This window comes from Streptomyces sp. AP-93 (assembly GCF_022808175.1).
Lineage (GTDB): Bacteria > Actinomycetota > Actinomycetes > Streptomycetales > Streptomycetaceae > Streptomyces.
In genome coordinates, this window is sequence record NZ_JALGBX010000038.1 from 42622 (window position 1) to 60730 (window position 18109).

General features: G+C 70.1%; 16 protein-coding genes. 10 read left to right on the plus strand and 6 right to left on the minus strand.

Annotated elements, in window-relative coordinates; genetic code table 11:
- Nucleotides 1-201: 201 nt before the first annotated feature.
- The 3 genes from MTF69_RS39340 to MTF69_RS39350 all read left to right on the plus strand — a co-directional run bounded on the left by MTF69_RS39340 (nt 202) and on the right by MTF69_RS39350 (nt 3701).
- Nucleotides 202-1572 carry a replication-relaxation family protein gene (locus MTF69_RS39340; RefSeq protein ID WP_243341547.1) on the plus strand — a complete coding sequence of 457 codons (1371 nt, stop codon included), beginning with the start codon at nt 202-204 and terminating at the stop codon, nt 1570-1572.
- An 872-nt stretch (nt 1573-2444) separates the two neighbouring features.
- Nucleotides 2445-2603, plus strand: a complete 159-nt coding sequence (locus tag MTF69_RS39345; protein WP_243341549.1) for a hypothetical protein — start codon at nt 2445-2447, stop codon at nt 2601-2603.
- 138 nt (nt 2604-2741) lie between these two features.
- Nucleotides 2742-3701 carry a hypothetical protein gene (locus MTF69_RS39350; protein ID WP_243341551.1) on the plus strand — a complete coding sequence of 320 codons (960 nt, stop codon included), beginning with the start codon at nt 2742-2744 and terminating at the stop codon, nt 3699-3701.
- 36 nt (nt 3702-3737) lie between these two features.
- Here the strand turns inward: MTF69_RS39350 and MTF69_RS39355 are convergent, their stop codons facing one another.
- Nucleotides 3738-4172: a hypothetical protein gene (locus tag MTF69_RS39355; RefSeq protein WP_243341553.1), complete on the minus strand. Its 435-nt coding sequence runs from the start codon at nt 4170-4172 to the stop codon at nt 3738-3740.
- 251 nt (nt 4173-4423) lie between these two features.
- Here MTF69_RS39355 and MTF69_RS39360 point away from each other — a divergent pair, with 251 nt between their 5' ends.
- The 4 genes from MTF69_RS39360 to MTF69_RS39375 all read left to right on the plus strand — a co-directional run bounded on the left by MTF69_RS39360 (nt 4424) and on the right by MTF69_RS39375 (nt 6895).
- Nucleotides 4424-5014, plus strand: a complete 591-nt coding sequence (locus tag MTF69_RS39360) for a hypothetical protein (RefSeq protein ID WP_243341556.1) — start codon at nt 4424-4426, stop codon at nt 5012-5014.
- 212 nt (nt 5015-5226) lie between these two features.
- Nucleotides 5227-5985, plus strand: coding sequence for a hypothetical protein (locus MTF69_RS39365; RefSeq protein WP_243341558.1), 759 nt, complete (start codon nt 5227-5229; stop codon nt 5983-5985).
- A gap of 191 nt (nt 5986-6176) precedes the next feature.
- A complete protein-coding gene (locus tag MTF69_RS39370) occupies nt 6177-6743 on the plus strand; it encodes a helix-turn-helix domain-containing protein (protein WP_243341560.1) in 567 nt (188 codons plus the stop codon).
- A complete protein-coding gene (locus MTF69_RS39375) occupies nt 6740-6895 on the plus strand; it encodes a hypothetical protein (protein ID WP_243341562.1) in 156 nt (51 codons plus the stop codon). Before MTF69_RS39370 ends, MTF69_RS39375 begins: the two co-directional genes overlap by 4 nt.
- A 17-nt stretch (nt 6896-6912) precedes the next feature.
- Here the strand turns inward: MTF69_RS39375 and MTF69_RS39380 are convergent, their stop codons facing one another.
- Both MTF69_RS39380 and MTF69_RS39385 read right to left on the minus strand, forming a co-directional pair.
- Entirely contained in the window at nt 6913-8406 is a 1494-nt protein-coding gene (locus MTF69_RS39380; protein ID WP_243341564.1) for a hypothetical protein, read from the minus strand.
- A gap of 153 nt (nt 8407-8559) precedes the next feature.
- Entirely contained in the window at nt 8560-9963 is a 1404-nt protein-coding gene (locus tag MTF69_RS39385) for a phospholipase (protein ID WP_243341565.1), read from the minus strand.
- Between the two features lie 264 nt (nt 9964-10227).
- Between MTF69_RS39385 and MTF69_RS43215 the strand changes: the two genes are divergently transcribed.
- A complete protein-coding gene (locus tag MTF69_RS43215; RefSeq protein WP_279346814.1) occupies nt 10228-11967 on the plus strand; it encodes a C39 family peptidase in 1740 nt (579 codons plus the stop codon).
- 10 nt (nt 11968-11977) lie between these two features.
- Here the strand turns inward: MTF69_RS43215 and MTF69_RS43220 are convergent, their stop codons facing one another.
- Together MTF69_RS43220 and MTF69_RS39395 are read right to left on the minus strand one after the other, a co-directional pair.
- Nucleotides 11978-12109 carry a hypothetical protein gene (locus tag MTF69_RS43220; protein ID WP_279346815.1) on the minus strand — a complete coding sequence of 44 codons (132 nt, stop codon included), beginning with the start codon at nt 12107-12109 and terminating at the stop codon, nt 11978-11980.
- 213 nt (nt 12110-12322) lie between these two features.
- Entirely contained in the window at nt 12323-12775 is a 453-nt protein-coding gene (locus tag MTF69_RS39395) for a DUF6233 domain-containing protein (RefSeq protein ID WP_243341567.1), read from the minus strand.
- A 58-nt stretch (nt 12776-12833) separates the two neighbouring features.
- On the opposite strand from MTF69_RS39395, the gene MTF69_RS39400 reads away from it, so the two are divergent.
- Nucleotides 12834-14180 (plus strand): endonuclease domain-containing protein, encoded by a 1347-nt coding sequence (locus tag MTF69_RS39400; RefSeq protein WP_243341568.1) that lies wholly within the window; start codon nt 12834-12836, stop codon nt 14178-14180.
- A gap of 328 nt (nt 14181-14508) precedes the next feature.
- Here MTF69_RS39400 and MTF69_RS39405 read toward each other — a convergent pair whose 3' ends face one another.
- Complete coding sequence (locus MTF69_RS39405; protein ID WP_243341571.1) at nt 14509-17025, minus strand: DEAD/DEAH box helicase; 2517 nt, start codon at nt 17023-17025, stop codon at nt 14509-14511.
- Nucleotides 17026-17424: 399 nt separating this feature from the next.
- On the opposite strand from MTF69_RS39405, the gene MTF69_RS39410 reads away from it, so the two are divergent.
- Nucleotides 17425-17703 carry an RNA-binding protein gene (locus MTF69_RS39410; protein ID WP_243341572.1) on the plus strand — a complete coding sequence of 93 codons (279 nt, stop codon included), beginning with the start codon at nt 17425-17427 and terminating at the stop codon, nt 17701-17703.
- The last annotated feature ends 406 nt before the right edge of the window (nt 17704-18109 follow it).

Here is an 18109-nt window from a genome sequence, read left to right on the forward strand (position 1 = left end):
GGGTAAGCCTGTGGCCTGGCTTCTGGCCTCTGGTTCTTCCCCTGCGGTTCCCCCTTATGTTCCCCCTGCGGTAAGTGTTGGGCTCTGCACGGCTCTTTTCGCAGGCCAGAGCCCGTTTCTAGCGCAATTTGGTGGCTCGACACCTCTCTTTCCTTGATCCTTGGTGGATCTGGAAAGTTCGGTGGGGCGTGGGAGGGCTGGATGGCCGGGACGAAGGCACGGAAGTACGGGTCGACGGAGAAGACCAGGACGCAGGTGCTGGAGGCGTTGGGTGTGGTGAAGGTGGCCACGGCGGCGCAGATTCGGCTGTTGATGTGTCCGGGGACGGCGGACGCGGCGACGGCGCGCGGGGGCTGCAAGGACCTGGAGGCCGAGGGCCTGGTGTTGTCGGCCGGCCGGACGTCGCGGCTCGAGGCGGATGGCCGACGGATCACGGAGAAGCTGTGGTCGTTGACGCCGTCGGGGCTGGAGGCGGCCGCGGTGGTGTTGGACCGTCCTGTTCGGGAGATGGGGGGTACGGCGAAGGCGGCGGCTGCCTCGGGTGCGAAGCACGCGGGGAAGGTGACCGACACCCTGGCCGCGCTCCTGCAAACTCCGCCGGAGACGACCGCGCCCGTCGTCCGCAAGGACACCGTGCCCGCCCAGGCCCCGGCGCCGGAGCAACGCCCCGCGGGGCTGGGGCCGATCGCGGCCTGGTCGACGGAGGTCTCCTTGCCGGTCACCGGATCCTTCGCCGCGCCGCAGAAGGGCAGTGTCCGCGCCGACATGGCGTTCGCCGCGACGGGCACCGAGTTGCCGTTGCTGTTCGTCGAGGTCGACAACGGCACCGAGTCCCCGCCGATCCTCGCGGAGAAGATCGCCCGCTACCGGAAGTTCTTCGCCCGCACCGTCACCCAGGGCAAGCGGGACGTGGTGCTGTGGCGCACCGTCTGGTCGGTCCCCGACCCCGGTAGGCACGGCGGAGGTTCGCATCCACCGGTGGCGGTCGTGTTCACGAAGAAGATGGGCGCGCAAGCGATGGCCGACCGGATGCAGAACGTCGCCGATCTGAGCCAGCAGGCGTGGCGGGGCCGGTGGACCATCGGCCGCGGCGGCATGTACAACCCGCAGGACCGGGATCAGGACGGCTACTTCGACTACGAGGGCACCGTTCCGGTCGTGATGACCGTCCTTGACCGCTTGGAGCGCCACGGCCCGCACGGCCCGATCTGGTGGCGCTGCGGCCGCAAGCCGGCCCTGCAGACCCTGGCCGCAGCCTTGGACAACCCGAACGACGTCCGCGCCTACGACGTGCGCGCGGAGGCCCGCCGTGCGGCGCAGGAGGCGAAGTACGCGCAGGAGCGGGAGAAGCGCGACGAGGAGCGCCGGCGCCGGGAGGCGGCGGCCTGGCCGTGCCCGGAGTGCGGCCGCCAGGTCTACCCCGACGGCGCGGACGACGGCTGGAGCGAGGGCGGTGCCGTTCAGGGTGGACTGTGCCGGATCTGCCGCTCGGCCGCCGAGGAGGCCGCTCGCCGGGCGGCGGATGAGCAGGACGGCGACGGGAAGCGTCGCCGCGGCTGGTTCGGGCGCTGAACACACCGAGCCGGGGCCCCGGTCGGGCTGGGTAAGCCTGAGGGACCCCTGGGCAAGCCTCCCGTGCGGAGGGCTTGCCCAGGCCCCCGACTGAGTAGCTGGCCGCTGATTCGTAGGTGGTCAACCCCTTGTCCTCCTGCGGATCGTTGGCGGACAAGGGGTTGACCACCTACGAATCTCTGGCCGCCGGTGGTTCCACGGGGCCGAGGAGGGTGTGGTGCGCGCATCACCAAGGGCGGCGGGCTGGCCGGGGGATGTGCGGCTCGGGAGGCGGATTATCAGAGAAGCGGGAGCGGGAGCCTGGGGACAAGAGGCGGTCGGGGTGTACGGATCCGACTCGCTTCGTACCGCCGACAGGCCGGCACACCGCGCCTGGGTCTGCTCCGCACCAGCAGCGTTCACCCAGAGCCCACACCTCGTACTCCTCCTCCAGTTCCAGCTTCTCCTCGAGCCGGGTTCGGATCGCGGTCAGGGAGTCTTCCTCCGGATGCAGCTTGCGCAGCCGGGCCAGGTGGGTCAGCCCGGAGCGCCTGGGTGTGCCGGCCACCGGCGTGCACGCCTCCCCAGCGTCGGCGCCGCACACCACACAGGGCCGTGCCTCCATCGCCTCCAGCAGGTCGCTGGTCAGCGGCTGAGCGGGACGTGCGAATGTGGCCCGGGTTCTACCCGGAGCGAGTCGGCTCTCCAGGAACGCGAACGGGTCCAAGGAATCAACCCGATCCTGCTCCCGATCCCGCGCCTCTCGCTCACGGGCCTCCCGAGCCCACGTCTCACGCTGCTCACGCTCGTACGTTGCGATCTTGGCCGCCGACCACCGCTCCACCGCCGCCACCTCCGGTCGTCCCCGACGGGTACCCGCCCCTCATCAACCGATGTCCACCCCGAAGGGTGCGCACACGGGAGGCTGGGCCGATCCGCCGGACCTTGGAGCGGTCAGCGGTCAGCCATCGGTGGCGCGGGAGCGCGGGCTGGCCCAGCGGATGCCGCCCGGCTGCCCGAACGCGACGCTGGCCTTCGAGCGGGCATTCTGACGGGGAGGGCAGAGTGAGCCCGCTCGGTACGGATGGGCGCTTGGAGCGCTGTTTCGGGCCCCGCATTGTCAGACCCACTCCCTACGATCTGCCGCCGAATCGTCGCAGAAGGTGACGGTCGTCTGGAAGGATCTGTGGATGTCTATCCCCGTTCAGCACTCAACCGTTGTTGACCTGCGCAAACTCGTGGATCAGGTTCCTGTGTGGGCGGCGGAGAAGGGCATGAACCCGCTCGCTGCGGTTCCTGAGGCGCCCGGCCGGCACGTACTCCTGGAGGACGAACTGGTCAACGCGGAGGCGTTCATCGGCCTCGCCCACACGTGTGGTGCCCGGGTTCTGTACTACGACAGCGAGACCTTCACCGCCGAGGGCTTCGTAGTCCTCGACGAGAACGACGAAGAAGACGGACCCACCGCCGAGCAGCAGCTCGACACCGAGGCGAAGCGGGAGCTGAAGAAGCTGCGGCGGGCCACCCAGAGCTGCGACGGGCAGATCACCTCCGTCCTGATGTGCTTCATGGCCGAAGGCGTGGCCCACTTCTGGGGCCACGTGGCACGCTGGTACACCGAGCTCACCGAGCAGCGCGATGAGTTCCTCCAGCTGCACCGCGTCTCCCAGTCCGACCGTGACGAAGATGACCGGGCCCGGACCGCGGCCGAGGTCGAGCGGATCGCGGCCGAGCTCGCCGCCGGCCCGGAGTTCCGGGCCGCGACCAAGCGCTCACATCACCAGGACATCGCCGCGAACGCCTACCCACCACCGGTGGACGGCAACGACGACCAGCTCGAGGAACACGAGCGCCTCATCCGATGGGCGGTGAACCAGGCGGTAACCGTCGTCGAGGTCGCCACCCGCCGGGTCTACGCCGGATATGAGCGAGACCTGGACGCCCTCGCACAGGAGATCGCCGCGGCACGCATCCTCGACGGCGCGACCACAATCGCCGCCCGCACCCTGCTTGTCAGCGAGCACCTCACCGCTACGTCCGGCGGGTACACCCCGCCCAAGCGCTTCCTTGACCTCCTCATGCTCCGCCCCCACCTGCGCAAGCAACCTGCGGCGCGCACCATCGTGAACGACACCCTTCCCCTGGACTGACCGACCAGGACGGCGCGGTGAGGACCTGCCAGGTCCTCACCGCTTCCCACCCTCGGTGTCAGCGTGCGTGCGTGGGGTGGCCCAGCCGGCGGGGGTGGGGCGTGGGGGGATGGTGTCGGGGACGGGGTGGAGCGGGGGCTGGATGAGGGGGCGGTCGTCGCCGGTCAGCGCGTGGGCGGTGAAGCCGGCGGCATGGAAGCGGGTGGAGGCTTCGAAGGTGATCAGGGTTCCCACGGGCGCGGCTGCGGCCTGCTCGATGATCCGCAGCAGTTCGTCGGCCCAGTCGATCAGGCGACCGTTGCGGCCGGTGCGCTCCGCGCTGGCGGGCAGGTACAGGGTCAGTCCGTCTCGGACACCGGTGATCTGGAGGTGGAGGTAGTCGTTTCCGGGGGTGACGGCAGTGACCTTGTCCGCCCGGATCCGCGTCTCGCCGATCCGCAGCCAGACCCGGGACCGCCCGGCGCTCACCATGTCAGGTCCGGTCGGGACGCGGCCTGTTGGGGGCCGCTGGTGGTCGTGTTCATGCGTCCACGGTCCCAGGGGGCTTGGGGGCGTGGACGGGATTCGTGCTGGAAGCCACTCGGGCGTGGGCCTGGCAGCGCGCTTCTCCTGGGTGGGTCTTTCGGGGTTCTGCTGCTGCGGGGTCGGCGGTTGCGGGATGTTGGTGTGTCCGTAGCCGGGTGAGCGCGGGGTTGTCGGCGGCAGGGTGGAGGGGTCCGGATATGCGGGACGAGTTGTGGAAGACGGACGAGTTCGGGAAGTCGCACCAGGGCAGGGTGGGCGTGCTCCTGGAGGACGGGACGGTGCCGGGGCCGGTGTACTTCGACGGGAACTCGACGTACGGGCACACGAGCTCCTTCTGGGCCGGGTACAGCGGGCAGCCGTTCTACGGGCCGCGAGCGGAGCTGTTGCGGGCGGTGTGCTCGTGCGGCTGGACCGGTACGGACTACCGGCTGGACTGGGAGCGCATCGGCGATACACCGATGCATAAGGACGAGTCGACCTGGTCGGACTCGGAGAAGTGCCGGACCGACTGGGACCGGCACATCGAGACCGCCGAAGCATCGACGATCGCGTTCCCCGAGGAGGTCGCCGACCTGCTGACGAGGACGAGCCAGGCCCTGGACCGTCTGGCGAGCGAGTCGCCCGCCGCGGCCCTGAAGGCGGCGGGACGGCTGGAGATCCTCGCGAGGGTCATCGGCTACCACGCGGCCAGCGCCGCGTGGTCGATGGAGTCGGACGAGCTCGGTGCCGCCCTGGGCATCACCGGACATCAGGCCGAGGAACTCCTGGACCGGTACCGGCGCATGTAGCACCGCGACGAGACGCAGGCTCCTCGGCTGCTCGTGGTGGTGCTTCGGAGTCCTCCTGTGGATGTGGGGAATGGTCCTACTACCGGGCGGTGACTACCGAGGATGACGCGGCTCTGCTCCTGGTCTGGGTACATGGGCAGGTTGATGGGATCGCCTACGCCGATGCGAACGCCCGTGATGACCCTCAGTGGAGTGAGCGGGGGGAAGAGCGGTTGCACACGCTCGTCGAGTACCTCAAGGACAAGGTCGCGGTCGGGACGACGCACACCATGGGGGACCAGACGAGCTGCTACCTCCTGCCGGCGGGCGTTGCCGAGGCGGAACGGCTGATGCGGATCCGTGACGTCAGGCTGGAGCGGTTCGACATCGCGGCGAACGGTTTGATCAGCGCTGGCATGGACGACTTCCCGGACTGCGTCGTGACGGTCCGGGACTTCGCCCTCTCGCCCGGCGCCGTCATCCTCTACACCGTCCTGACCCCGCAGGAGATCGACAAGGCGGTGTCCTACCTGGTCGAGCAGAAGCTGGCCACCACGTTGGCCATGGCGGAGTCCAAGATCGTGGCGATCAAGCTCACCCCGCAGGGGACCATCTGTGGGTCCGCCGACACCATCGACGTGAGGAAGTTCGTCATCGACCAGCAGGCAGGCATCAAGAACCAGTTCAACGTCTTCGGCAACGGGAACCAGTTCGGCGACGGCAACACCCAGAACAACACCTTCGGCTATGACCCGAACCAGCTGACACAGTTCGCCAGGGAGCTCCTCGCCGCGGCGAACACCGCGGACATTACCGACACCGCCCGTACCCGGGTCACCGAGAGCGTCGCCGTGCTCGAGGGCGAGCTCGCCGAGAACAGCCCCGACCCGGGCAGGGTGCGCCACGCTCTGGAGAGGGTGAGGGAAGTGGCGTGGGAGACGCTGCCAGCCGCGATCATCCAGGCCGTGTTCACCGCTGCCGGCCTCATGTGAGAACGGGGTTCCGGGTTCCTCGAACCGCTGGGGACCGGACCGCCACCCACCCCGGTCGGTACGGAGGGGGTGAACGAACCATGCGGGCGTATGAAGGTTTGTTCACCCCTGAACGAACCTTCAACGGCCTCCGTCACGTGAGGTCTGTTCACCCCTGAACGAACCGCCTTGCAGGTGGGTAGGGGAAGGGTATGAGTGAGACCCGGTACGGCTTCGAAGCGCCCAGGTTCCGTGCCGCCCGGACGGCCGCTGGCACGTCGGTGGCCCGGATCGCGCGGACGGCCCGGGTGTCCGAACGGGCCGTGAGCCTCTACCTGGCTGGCTCCCGCACCCCGCGCCCCGGGGTGCTGGTGCTGCTGGCGGAAGCCGTCGGGGTCGAGCCATCGGACCTGTGCGCTGTCGATCGGGTGACGCTGGCGCATCTGCGGGTCTTCACCGGCCGCAGCCGGGCGGCGATGGCCCGGGAGCTCGACATGGCCGAGGAGACCTACCGGCAGTTGGAGACCACCGGTAACCGTGGCCGACTCGCCTCCAGCCGCTACAGCTACCACGAGGAGCGGTGGATCGCCTGGATGGAGTGGGCGCCGCCGAAGTTCGGCGTCACCGCGGCCAGGCTCGCCGCCGCCGAGCAGCACACCCGCGAGGATCACCAGGCCGACCTGGAGAGGCGATGGCAGCAACTGCGCCAGACCGACCCCGCCTTCGCCGCCAGGGTCGAGGAGCTCGGGCGGCTGGGACGGGCCCTGCGGGAACAGTGATCAGACCGGTCACCCTGCCGATTCCCAAGATCCCCGACAGCTACAGGCGCTGGAACACCCGGCCGCGGCCGGACCCGACCGCCTGGACAGCCTGCCCGCCCAGTTCCGGCCACATCGCCGATACCAGCGCCGAGGGCCTGGCGCTGTTCTGAGTGGGTGGTAGTCCGGTTTAGGGGCAGTCGGGGAGCGGGTTGCCGTCGTTGTCGAGGGCTTGGTTGTCGCCCCAGTTTTTGAGGTAGTAGGCGGAGACCCAGCCTTGGCGGGCGCCGGTGTCGAGGTCGGTGAAGAGCCAGTAGTTGTTGACACCTTCAGGGCCGGTGACCTGGCCGCCGAGCTTTTTGCACCAGACGTAGTTTTTGCCGGCGCTCAGGGTGCCGACCTGGGCGGTGTCTTTGGAGGGGCCAGCGCGGCCGGGTCCGTCTTTGAAGGTGTCGACCCAGTATTTGACGGGCTGCGGCGCGGGCGCGGGCGGGCGCGGCGGCTGGGGGCTGGGAGCCCGTGATGGGGCGGCGGGGGACTCGGCGGGGCTGCTCGCTGAGGGTGCGGGTGGGGTGCTGGGTCCGCTTCGCGGGGTGGGGGTGGTGGCCGGCGGCGTGGTGGGGTCCGGGGCGGGGAAGGTGGGTTCCGGCTGGACTGGGGTGGTTTCCGTCGGTGTCGGTGGGGCGGGGAGCGTGGCCTGCGCCTGGGGTGGGGGAGAGAGGGCGGGGGCCTTCGGGTCGGGCCAGATCAGTGCGGTCAGGGTGACGGCGACGGCACCGAGGACCACGGCCAGGACGGCTGTGCCCCGTGTGAAGACCGTTGGGGCCCGGCCGGTGCGGCTGTGCGAGCGCGGGGCCGCGGCTGACCGTGGCGCGGGCCCGAGGCCACTTGCTGGGAACCCGGGTCCCGCCCCCGCCGCTGTTCCTGCCGTGCCTGCAGCCTGTGACGTTGCCGGGCCCACCGCGTCTGCCGCGGGTATCGCCTCCTCGGATTTCGACGTGCCGGCCGCGGGCGCTGCCGGGACGGTGGGCGGGGTGTGCCAGCCGGTTCCGTCGCCGGGCGGGCGTCCGGTCCGGGAGGGGACTGCGTCTGCCGCGGCCGGGGTGGGGCCGGCAAGGCTCGGGGCCTGGGAGGTGGGCGGGGTGTCGGGTTCCCAGTCGCTGTCGAAGATGACTTCCACGTCGAGGATCGCGTCGAGGTCTGCTTCGCCGGTGTCCTGCATCCACTGGCGGAACCGTTCCGGTACGGCCAGGGTGTCCTCGCCTCTGATGGCCGGTGCGGTGGCTCCGGCCCGTATGACGACGGGCAGGTGCGGATCCACTTGGGGCAGGTAGTGGTTCCGGGCCCATCGGACGGCACGTCGTACTTCCCTGGCCCGTTGCGCCCAGTGCTTGGTGTCGCACGTCTCGCCGCAGATGTTCAGGCAGTAGGCGGCGATCTCGGCGACCAGCCGGTCGTTGAGGATGGCTGGCGCCTGCCCGTTCAGGGCAGCGCCGATGGTACTGCGCCGGGAGAAGACGGTCCCGGACTCGGCCATCGTGGAAAGTGACGCCGGTCCCTTCCGCCCTTGCTTGGCTCCCGCCGCAGTCGCGCGGTCCTGGAGGTTCTTCAGGTCCTGGCCCAGGCAGGCGGCGAGCTGGTCGGCTCGCTGCCATGCCGGGGTGGTCTTGTCGTTGCCGGCCACAGTCCCCCTGCCCGTTGCTGTCCGGCGGATCATAACCACGGGCGCACGCGTGTTTGAGGGCCGGTCAGGGACGGGTGCCGCGGTGGGCGCAGGGTTTGCCCCAGGCCGTACCGCGGCACCGCTTCTGTCCCCCTGAAGGTCAGTCAGGTATTGCTACCAGCGGAAGGAGGACGGCCCCGGGTTGTCGGTCGAGGGGCCGTAGCCCTTGGCGCGGACAGCCGAGTAGTAGGTGTTCGCCCACTCCGGGCAGGTGCCCCCTGAGTGGCGTGCCAGGATCTCGGTCGAGCTGAGGTTGCGGCAGACACTCATCATGTCGTCCAGGAAGTTGTTGTCGACGCGCTCGCGGTTGCGGCCGCTCTCGTTGCCGTCGAGGGTGTCGCCGTCGGGTCCGTTGAGGCGGTTCTGCTTGCGGTAGTTGCGGTAGCCGAAGTCATGGCGCTCGCACGACGGGCCGAAGTCGTAGCCGTTGGGGCGGTCGCCCGTGGGGCTCGAGCACTGGTCGGACCCCCAGGTGAGCATCCGGTCGTAGGGCTTGTCCGCGCGCAGCTTCGCGAACTTGTCCGCAGGGGTGTCGTACAGGTAGTGGTCGGCGATCTTGCGCATTTTGCTGTTGTCGGTGGATACGTACCAGGTCTGATGGGCGTGCGCCGAGGCCGGCCGCAGGACGAGCGCCTTGCCAGATCCGTCACTGGTCCGCGAGACGGCCAGGTTCGGGCTGCCGGTGGGCACCAGCGTCACGGCGTCCCCGCGCCGCTGGAGGTAGAACCGCTGCTGCGCCGCCGAGGAGCACACGCCGAGCTCTATCGGAGCCCCGTCGCCGGTTGCGCCGGCCTGGACGCAGGTGCTGGTGTCCGGCGTGGAGGCCACGTGCACGGGGTGCAGCTCGTAGGCGCAGCCCAGCGCGGCGTCCAGCGGGCCGACCAGGCGGAAGAACTGGTTGTTCTGAGCGCCGAGCTGGGAGGCGATCAAGGCCGATCCGGGCATGCTGCCCGCGTTGTACACGTCCATGACCTGCCGGGAGGTGAGGCTGCCGCCGCGGAACTGGAGCTCGTAGCCGGTGTAGTTCCCGCACGCGTTGACCGTCGCCAGCCGGTCGTTGTTGCCGCCGCCCCCTGTCGACGGCGAGGTGGGCGTGCTCGGGGTCGTGCCGGCGCAGTCCGGTATCTCGCGGCCGGTGTTGTCCTTCGCCTCGTCGTTGTTCCACTTCGAGAGCGCGAACGCAGAGACGAACTGGTCCTTCGACGGCGACCCGCTATCCAGGTCCGTTTTCAGCCAAAAATGGTTGAACTCGGATCCTTCGCGTACTTCGGGGCCGCGTACTTTGCAGAACACATAGTTCGTGCCGGCGTTCAGCGTGCCGGTCACCGCGCCCTGGCCCGGCGCCTTGTAGCCGGGCATCGCCTTGAAGGTATCGACCAGATACCGGGCCGGCCGCTCGTCCGCGGAAGCCGACGACGGGACCAGCTGGCCTCCGCCCACGACGCCCGCGACACCCAGGACGGCCATCAGGACCAGCACCACGCCGAACACCCGGCGCACTATTCGAGCTCCACCCATTACCGGAACCTCCTGTGGATTGAGGCACCGTCAGTCCGGCGCCCCGCCCCTCCAGAAGACCACCGGACTCCCGGGGGAGGGGAGTCGTAACTGTCCTGGCCTGCGACGACACCGCTCCGTGGACACTTCGCCCCCCTCGCGGCCGGTCGCGGACACTTCCAGGGCCACCGCGGACAGTTCGCACCCCTTCCGTGGATGTGGCCCACCCCATCCTGGATCCGCGTTCCGCCGCATCCGGCGGCAGGGACCGGAAGGGAGACGAACATGAGGGCGCCACCCCATCAACCCGACCGCCCGCCTGGCCACTCGGCGTCCCGCCGCACACCCCGTCCGCCGGCCAGCCGCGTCTGTCTGCCGGTCGCCCACACCAGCCAGCGCAGGCCGCACTGGTGCGGGCCCGCGACCGCGCGCATGCTCCTTGAGGCCAGGCTCGGGCCGGACGCACCCGGCCAGGAACAACTGGCATGGATCGCCGAGAACGAGGGCGGCACCTGGCGCGGCGATCTCCAGCAGGTCCTCAACGACCACCTGGACACCGCCGGCTACCAAGTCCGCGAAGGCGCCGGCCGACTGGGCCCGGACCTCCGCGACGGCATCGACCACGGCTTCGCCCTCGCCCTCAACATCCGTTTCACCCTGTCCGGCCCCCACCTGGCGCCGTACACCGGCGGGCCCATCGCCCACTGGATCGCCGCAGTCGGATACGACGACACGACCGGCGACGTCCTGGTCCTCGACCCCGCAGCGGGCAACCCCGGATTCGAAGACATCCCCCGCACCCCCTTCCCGCTCCCCCTCGGCCAGCTGGCCCCCTTCACCCCCCGCTACCTCGCCCCCGCCCGCTCTGCCCCCGACCTTCCCGCCGCTCCTCTACCCACCACTGGCGGAGGCCCTGCTGGCCCCCGTCGCCTCCTACCCCACCGTGATGACCAGCCAGGGCAACTGTCCGCGAAATCAACATCTGTGCAGCTCACAGCCGTGCGGACTGTCAGCTCCGAAGCCGTGGACAGCTTCCCCCTCCCCGCCGACCGCGGGTCCTGGTCCAGTGATCTCCACCACCCCCGCCCCCTCGTGGGGCGCCGACGAAGGGACCCGCGCATGCCCCGTCCGACCACCGGCCACCGGCCGCGCCGCCGCCTCTGGCGCATCACCACCACCGTTCTGGCCCTCGCCATGGCCGCCCTCGCCACCGCCGCGGGCGCCTTCGACCTCACTCTCAGCCCGGCCTCCGCCGCTTCCTCCACGGGCCAGCCGATCTCCCGCACGGAGGTACTGGCCCGCGCCGAGTCATGGATGAACCAGGGCCTCCAGTACACGTACAACGGCGGCACCGCCCCCGACCCCGACGGCAAGGCCTACCGCCGGGACTGCTCCGGGTACGTGTCGATGGCCTGGCACCTGGACCGCAGCCGCGTCGTCTCCACCGACCCGGGCAACGCCCTGGTGGACCCCGCCGTCTCACACAAGATCGCCAAGGACGAACTAGCGCCCGGCGACGCGCTGGTCGCGTGGGACACCCACGTACGCCTCTTCGACCACTGGATCGACGCCGCCCACACCCGCTACGTCGCCTACGACTTCGGCTCCACACCAGTCCGCCACCAGGAGTACAGCTGGAACGGCGCGTACGACTTCCAGAATCTCCTGGCCTACCGCTACAACAACATCACCGACGACGGCACGGTGCCTCCCACCTCCCCCGCGGCGGTGGCCCCGCAGCCGGTGAAGTTCTGGGTCGACACCTTCCAGACCGGTCCCGGCCGCGCCGGCCCCTCCCGGGACACAGCCCAGACCGGCGTACTGAACGCGGGCACCAACTACGTGTGGTGCAAGAAGCAGGGCTCGACCGTGACCGACGCCACCGGAGCCACCAACCACTACTGGCTCTTCACCGACCTCGACTCCGGCGCCGCCCAAGGCTGGGTCTCCGCCTACTACCTCAGCCGCTGGGGCGACAACGAAGCCCGCGACAACAACGGCACCCAGATCCCCGACTGCCCGTGACCTTGCGATATCACCGCGCCCAGTCGAGCCCCATCTCGGCGAGCGCGCGAAGCTGGTCGGCGCCGAGCCGGTCGCGTCGGGCCTTCTGGTTGGCGATCCACACCCCGGTCCGGTGCTCTACGCCGTCGCGGAGCAGGTCCACGCCCGGGCAGACCGTACCCGTCCCGCTCCCGGTACTGCGCGAGGGCCCGCACGCCCGTCTGGAAGGCGACCGGGCCCCGTCCGGACGTCGAGGTCGCGGGCGCCTTCGCCGTGGTCCTGCGGGCGCGTTCGGCCTTGACGCCGAGTTCGCCGAGCCGCTCGCGCTGTTCGTCGCCGAGCCCGTCCGAGTCCCGGCGTTGGGTGGCGAGCCAGTTCAACCGGCCGATGGGAATGAGGTGTCGGCCTTGCACTGGAGGCAGGGCACGGTGCGGGGTTGCTGGAGTGCGTCGAGGGCTTGGTCGAGGTTGATGGGGATGCCGTCGGGCTGGCAGCCGATGATGTGGACGAGGCGTGCTCCGGGGTGGCCGGGGCGGTGGGGCAGGTTCTGTATCGTCCAGGCCTGACGGGCCCCTCCGAGGCCTGCAGTGGCTGTGGGGCGGGTCGGTACGGTGCTGTAGTCGCCGCCTTCGATGGGGCGGACATGGCTGGCGTCTAGCCATACGGTGTGTTCCACGGGCTCTTGGCGGCCGCTGATCCCGGCTGTCCAGATGGTGATGGCGACACGGTACTGCCAGCCGTCGGGTACGCGGCGTCGTTCATAGAGTGAGGCCCGAAGTTCCTGGCCGTCGGGCAGGATCACGACGACCCGGGCATTGCCTGCGGGCATCGAATCCTCCTCACCCCTGGCCAGGATTCTATTCGGGGCCGGCCGTTAGCCTGTCGGTATGGCGGATCTTGTCGTTCCGGGCCGCACGGGCGGCCTGATCACTCTGGGCGCTGCGGACGCTCTGTGGGCCGGCTTGACGGCCGGTAGCGCGGTGCCGACGGCTTCTGGGGCGTTCACCGGCTTTCCTGCAGATGCCCGGGCGGGGTACGTCCTGCTCGGCGGCCGGGTGGTGGCGACGGTACAGACCGGCGGCCGGTGGAGTGTTTCGGAGACCGAGGTGCGCCGGGCGGCCGCGGAACTGAACGCGGTGGGGATGGACCGCCAGGACCTGCTCCGTATCGGCCCGTTCCGCCACGTGCAGCGGCAGGGACAGCACGAGGGAACACCGCTGCGATGGCGCCAGCGCATCGCCCAAGAACTGCAGGGGCTGGGCGGTCCCGAGTGGGCGGCACGGCGCGAAGGGGGCCAGCCGTTCCATCTGGCGGGGATCGACTGGCGGCGGATACTCGTGGAGCAGACCCGAGACCGCACAGCGCGGACGTGGTGGCTGCCGCGCGCCGTGGTCCAGCTGCTGGACGGAGCCGAGCACAGCGAAACACGGTGGCTGCAAGCCCAAGCAGCGCAGACCCGCCAGGCCAGTTCAGTCGTCCCCGGGCCGCCCTCCCAGCACCGGCAGGCCCGAGCCGCCGACAACCGACAGACGCCCAGCCCCGACTGCCCAACCACTCCACTGCGCCCGTACACCGGGGAGTTGGAAGGTCACCTGTACTCGGTGCTCAGCAGGAAGCCCGGCACCTCCGGCAAGGTGGCCGGGTGGACGTGTGCCGTCTGCCGCACCGCGCCCGCCGGCGTGCTCGACCACTGCCACGAACACGGCTACGTCCGCGCCCCGGTCTGCCAGTCCTGCAACATCCAAGAGCGCCCTGACCACCTCTACAGCAACGACATCCGCGTCGCCGACCGCTACACACGCCTCTTCGACACCGACACCCTCGAGTGGCTGCGCCACTGGCACCGCTGCCCCGGCTGCCGCGCCCGCACCACCCTGCCCCTGCCACACCTCGCCGCATGGACCGCCCACACAGCCTGCCGGCCCCTGCGCCCGACCCACCGCGGCTCCCGCGGGCGTGCACTCTGTGGTGTGCTGCGCGTGTCCTGGACGGGAAGCCAGAACACACCCCGCTCCTGCCTGCTCACCGTCACCGTCGACTTCTGCCCCTCCGGCGAGCACCGTGTCCTGGCACAAGTCCCCTACCGCGAAGCCGCCGAGCGGTTTGGCGCCTGGCTGGCCGAGGCCGCGCCCGATGTGGCCGCCGCAGCCGGACCCGACCGCCTCGACGGCCTCCCCGCCCAGTCCCGGCCAGTCATCGCCGACACCAGCGGCGATGGCCTGGCGCTGTTCTGAGCACGACCTCCTGGGAGGATGCGAGCCCTACCGCGCCCAGTCGACGCCGAGTTCGGCGAGCGCATCATCCTCTACCTGCGGCTCGGCGGTGGCCTACCGCGTGACCGCTCGGGCCGGCCTCGTCCCCCACGTGTGCTGTGGGGGGCGGGGAACTGCTCGAACATGGCTCCAGCGGGTGGACGCCCGGCACCCGGCTGGTGGGGGCGGGTACCGGCTCCACCCGGATCGGGGGGAGAACCAGGGAGCCGGTACCCGAGGCGGGCCCTGTGGATGGGCCCGTAATCTCTATGAATACACGAAAAGGGCTGGTGTGGGTGTTCCGGGTGTTCTACCGGGCCCAGTCCACGCCCAGCTCGGCGAGTGCGGAGAGCTGCGCCGGGTCGAGTCGGTCGCGGCGCTGTTTCTGGTTGACGATCCACACCCCGGTCCGGTGCGAGCTGCCGTCCGGAAGCCGCTCGACATGACCGCGCCCCGGCAGACCCCCACCCTCCCGCTCCAGATACCGCGCGAGGGCCTCAACGCCTGCCTGGAAGGCCGCTGCGCCCCGCCCGGACGGGGACGCCGCAGGCGCCTTCGCGCCGGTCTTGCGGGCCCGTGCGGGGCCCTTCACGCCGAGTTCGAGCAGCCGCTCGCGCTGCTGGTCGGTCAGCTGGCTGAAGTCCCGGCGTTGGGTGGCGAGCCACCGTCCGATGTCCTCTCCGTGCCGGGTCACGCCGGGGACGATCGCGCTGAGGCGGGCGCCGTCGGCGAGGAGCTGGGCGAGGTAGGCGAGGTGGCGCTGCCAGTCCACCGTCCAGCCGCGCTCGCCCGGGTTCCAGTCCTCGTCGATCGCCGCGAGGGCTTCGGCCCGCCGGCGGGCGCGGCCCGGGTCCTTGCCCAGCCCGCCGGGGCGGCGCACGTTCGTCAGCCACTGCCCGACGGGCCGGTCGAGGGCGACGCCGTGCCGCGGCGCGGCCAGGGTCCCGTGGAGCTCGTAGTAGGCCCGCGCGGCGGCGAGGTTCTCGGCGAAGGCCTGGTCGGCGGTGTCCCAGACGATCCCCAGTTCCTCCAGCTCGCCCGCGTGCTCGCCGGTCATGGTCCCGGCGCGGAAGGCGCGCCGCTGGTCGGACAGCCACCGTCCGAGCGGGTAGGGGCCCTCGGCGTGGCCGTACGGCACGTCGAGATCGCCTTCGCGCTCCCGGTACCGGAAGGCGGCCTCGATGCCCCGGCGCCAGTCCTGGCGCTCGGTGTTGAAGACCTGGTAGCTGATCCACTTCGCGATCAGCGCCGGGTCGCGCGGTGCCGCGAAGCGGAGCAGAAGCCGGGCATCCTCCTCCCCATCAGCCGGTCCGTCGCCAAGCACCGGCGACGGCTGAACGGTACGCTTCTGCTTCTCTTGAGGAATGGCAAGCAATTCAACAGCACGTTCATCATGCGCACGAAGGCCATTCAATACCCTAATCAAAGGCCCGTACGATTTCGAAGTGAGAAGATCCTCGGGCTTTTCTTCCTTGTCCAGGAAAATGGGAACGATCAGGGTGGCGATCTTCCCTTCCCCGGGCTTCTGCCGAAGCGCCCGGCCAATGGCTTGGACGATGTCCACGGCTGATCCCTTGGGGTCGATCAGGGCCACGCTGTCGACGGCCCGGATATCGACGCCTTCCCCGAGTACCCGGCAATTCGCGAGCACCGCGCGCCCGGCCCGGCGCCCGAAGTCGCCCAGGACGGAGGCCCGGTACTCGGGGTCGTGCTCCCCGCGCAGCCACCCCGCCCAGACCTTCGCCGGATGCCGGGCAGGGTCGGTGTTGTGCAGCCGGCTGGCGACGCGGGGGAGACCGTCGGCGAAGGCCTGCGCCTCGACGGTGCGGTGGTGGAAGGTGATCGTGGTCTGGAGCCCGTGATCGGCCATCGTCTCCAACAGGGCCGTCTGCATCGCGGCCAGCCGCTCCCCGCGCAGCCGCTCCTCCCACCGCTCGGCGCTGTAGAGCCGCCTCGGGGTCACCACGGGGTCCACGAGTTCGGCCACCACGATCTGGTACCGGGCAAGTAGCCCCCGCGCCACCGCGTTCGCGAGCGACAGCTCGTACACGACCGGCCCGAAAACCCGCACGTCATCCATCGAGCAGGCCATCTCCTTCGGGAGCGGATTGCGCAGCGCGGACGGCACGTAGCGCCGCCCCTCCGCCTCCGCCGCCTGGCGCCGCTTCTCCTCGGTCTCCCGGTGGTCCTTCTCGGCCGCCCTCTGCTCTGCCCGTGTACGGCCCAGCCGCTCGGCCCAGATCCTGGGGGTGGCCGTCATGTACAGCCGTCGCTGGGCCGGGATCACCTCCTGGCGGTGGATCTCCGCCCAGGCCTTGCCCGCCGAGCCCGACGTACGGTGCGCCTCGTCCACCACGACCAGGTCGAAGGGGGCCATCTCCAGCCCGTACCCGCCGCGGTGAGCCTCCGCGATCACCGGCAGCGACGCGTACGTCGCGTACACGGTCACCGGCCCCTGCCCGTGCCACAGCGCGAGCTGCGGCGCCGACGTCGTGGCACGCACGTCCAGCCCGTACAGCTGGACGTTGTCCTCCAGCGAGCACACCGCGACCGCGGGGCCGCTGTGGCCGGCGGTCCTCCACTCCCGGGCCGTCTGGGTCAGCAGGTCGAGCGTGGGCAGCAGCACCAGAACCCGCCCGCCCCGCGCCAACCGGAGCGCGGCCGCCGCCGCAATGAAGGTTTTCCCGGTCCCGCACGCCGCCACCACCGTTACCCGCAGCCCCGCCTTAGGAATTCGTTTTCCGGGCCGGATTTCAAGCCTTCGGACGATCGCCTCTACCGCCTCCTCCTGGTGAGGACGAAGCGTGATCTCACGGGGCTTCTGCATTCGATTTCTCCGTCAGGTAGAGGAAGTCGGCGCCCTCTTGGTCGGGGCCAGTAGCAGAATTCTCGGGATGGTACACAGCATCCGATTCACGCGATCGGCGTGCACGAGGACCCGGGCGGCTGGGAGGCTTGCGGTGCCGAGAGGGGGTGTCCATGATCTCGTCATATTACACACTACATCTTACTCCGAGGGCGTGGACGCCTGCAGCTTCAAAGCCCGGTGGGCCCTCCCCGGGGGCCGGGATCCGTCAAGTGAGCTCGCGGGGTGTCACCGATGGGGTTAAGTCCTGGGGTTGTTTCAAGAAGGATCTACGAGGCGTCCCATGCTGTGGCAGCGTGGGCTGCGCGTCCGGTTTTTCGGAGCACATGGAACGAGGAGGACTGCACGATGAGTCGAGGCATGTACGGCCTGCAGGTAAGCAACCTTCACTGGGAGGCGGATTGGCGCATGCTGAAGGTCCACTTTGGGACAGTTGGCGAGGTCAAGTCCGCGAACGTGGTCATGGATGAACATGGACGGAGTAAGGGCTTCGGGTTCGTAGTGATGGGTTCAGTCGAGGAGGCGAAGAAGGCTGTCGAAACCCTGAACGGCTCCAAGCTATTCGATCGCCCCATCGTTGTGGCATATGATCTTGAGGGACCTGGGGAAAGCAGCAGGCCCTTCTCGCCTGCTAGTTAGCCAGCCGCCCGCGCAGCGGGCAGTGGTCCTGGAGGCGGAGCCGGAAGGGGCAAGGACATGGGAGCGGTGCAGCCCCCCAACGAGGCGGAGCCCCAGACCTCCCCGTGAAACTGGGTAACCTCCCGCGCGGAGCGCGGGAGGTTACAGGCCCGAGGAACGGGCCGCGCAGGGTGAAGCGCAGCGGAACCCGAAGCAGTCCGGAGCGAAGCGCAGGACCCCGGCCCAAAGGCTCGGCGAAGCCGAGCCGGGCCGAGTGCAGCTCGAAGCGAAGCGGAGAGCTCCGGCCGAAGGCCGGCCCCGGGCTGCGAAGCAGCCCCGCCGAGCGCAGCGAGGCGCTCTCTTTTGGGCGAGCGCAGCGAGCCCGTTCAGTCCTGAGCGCGCAGCGCTCAGGGACCCGCTCCGCGGG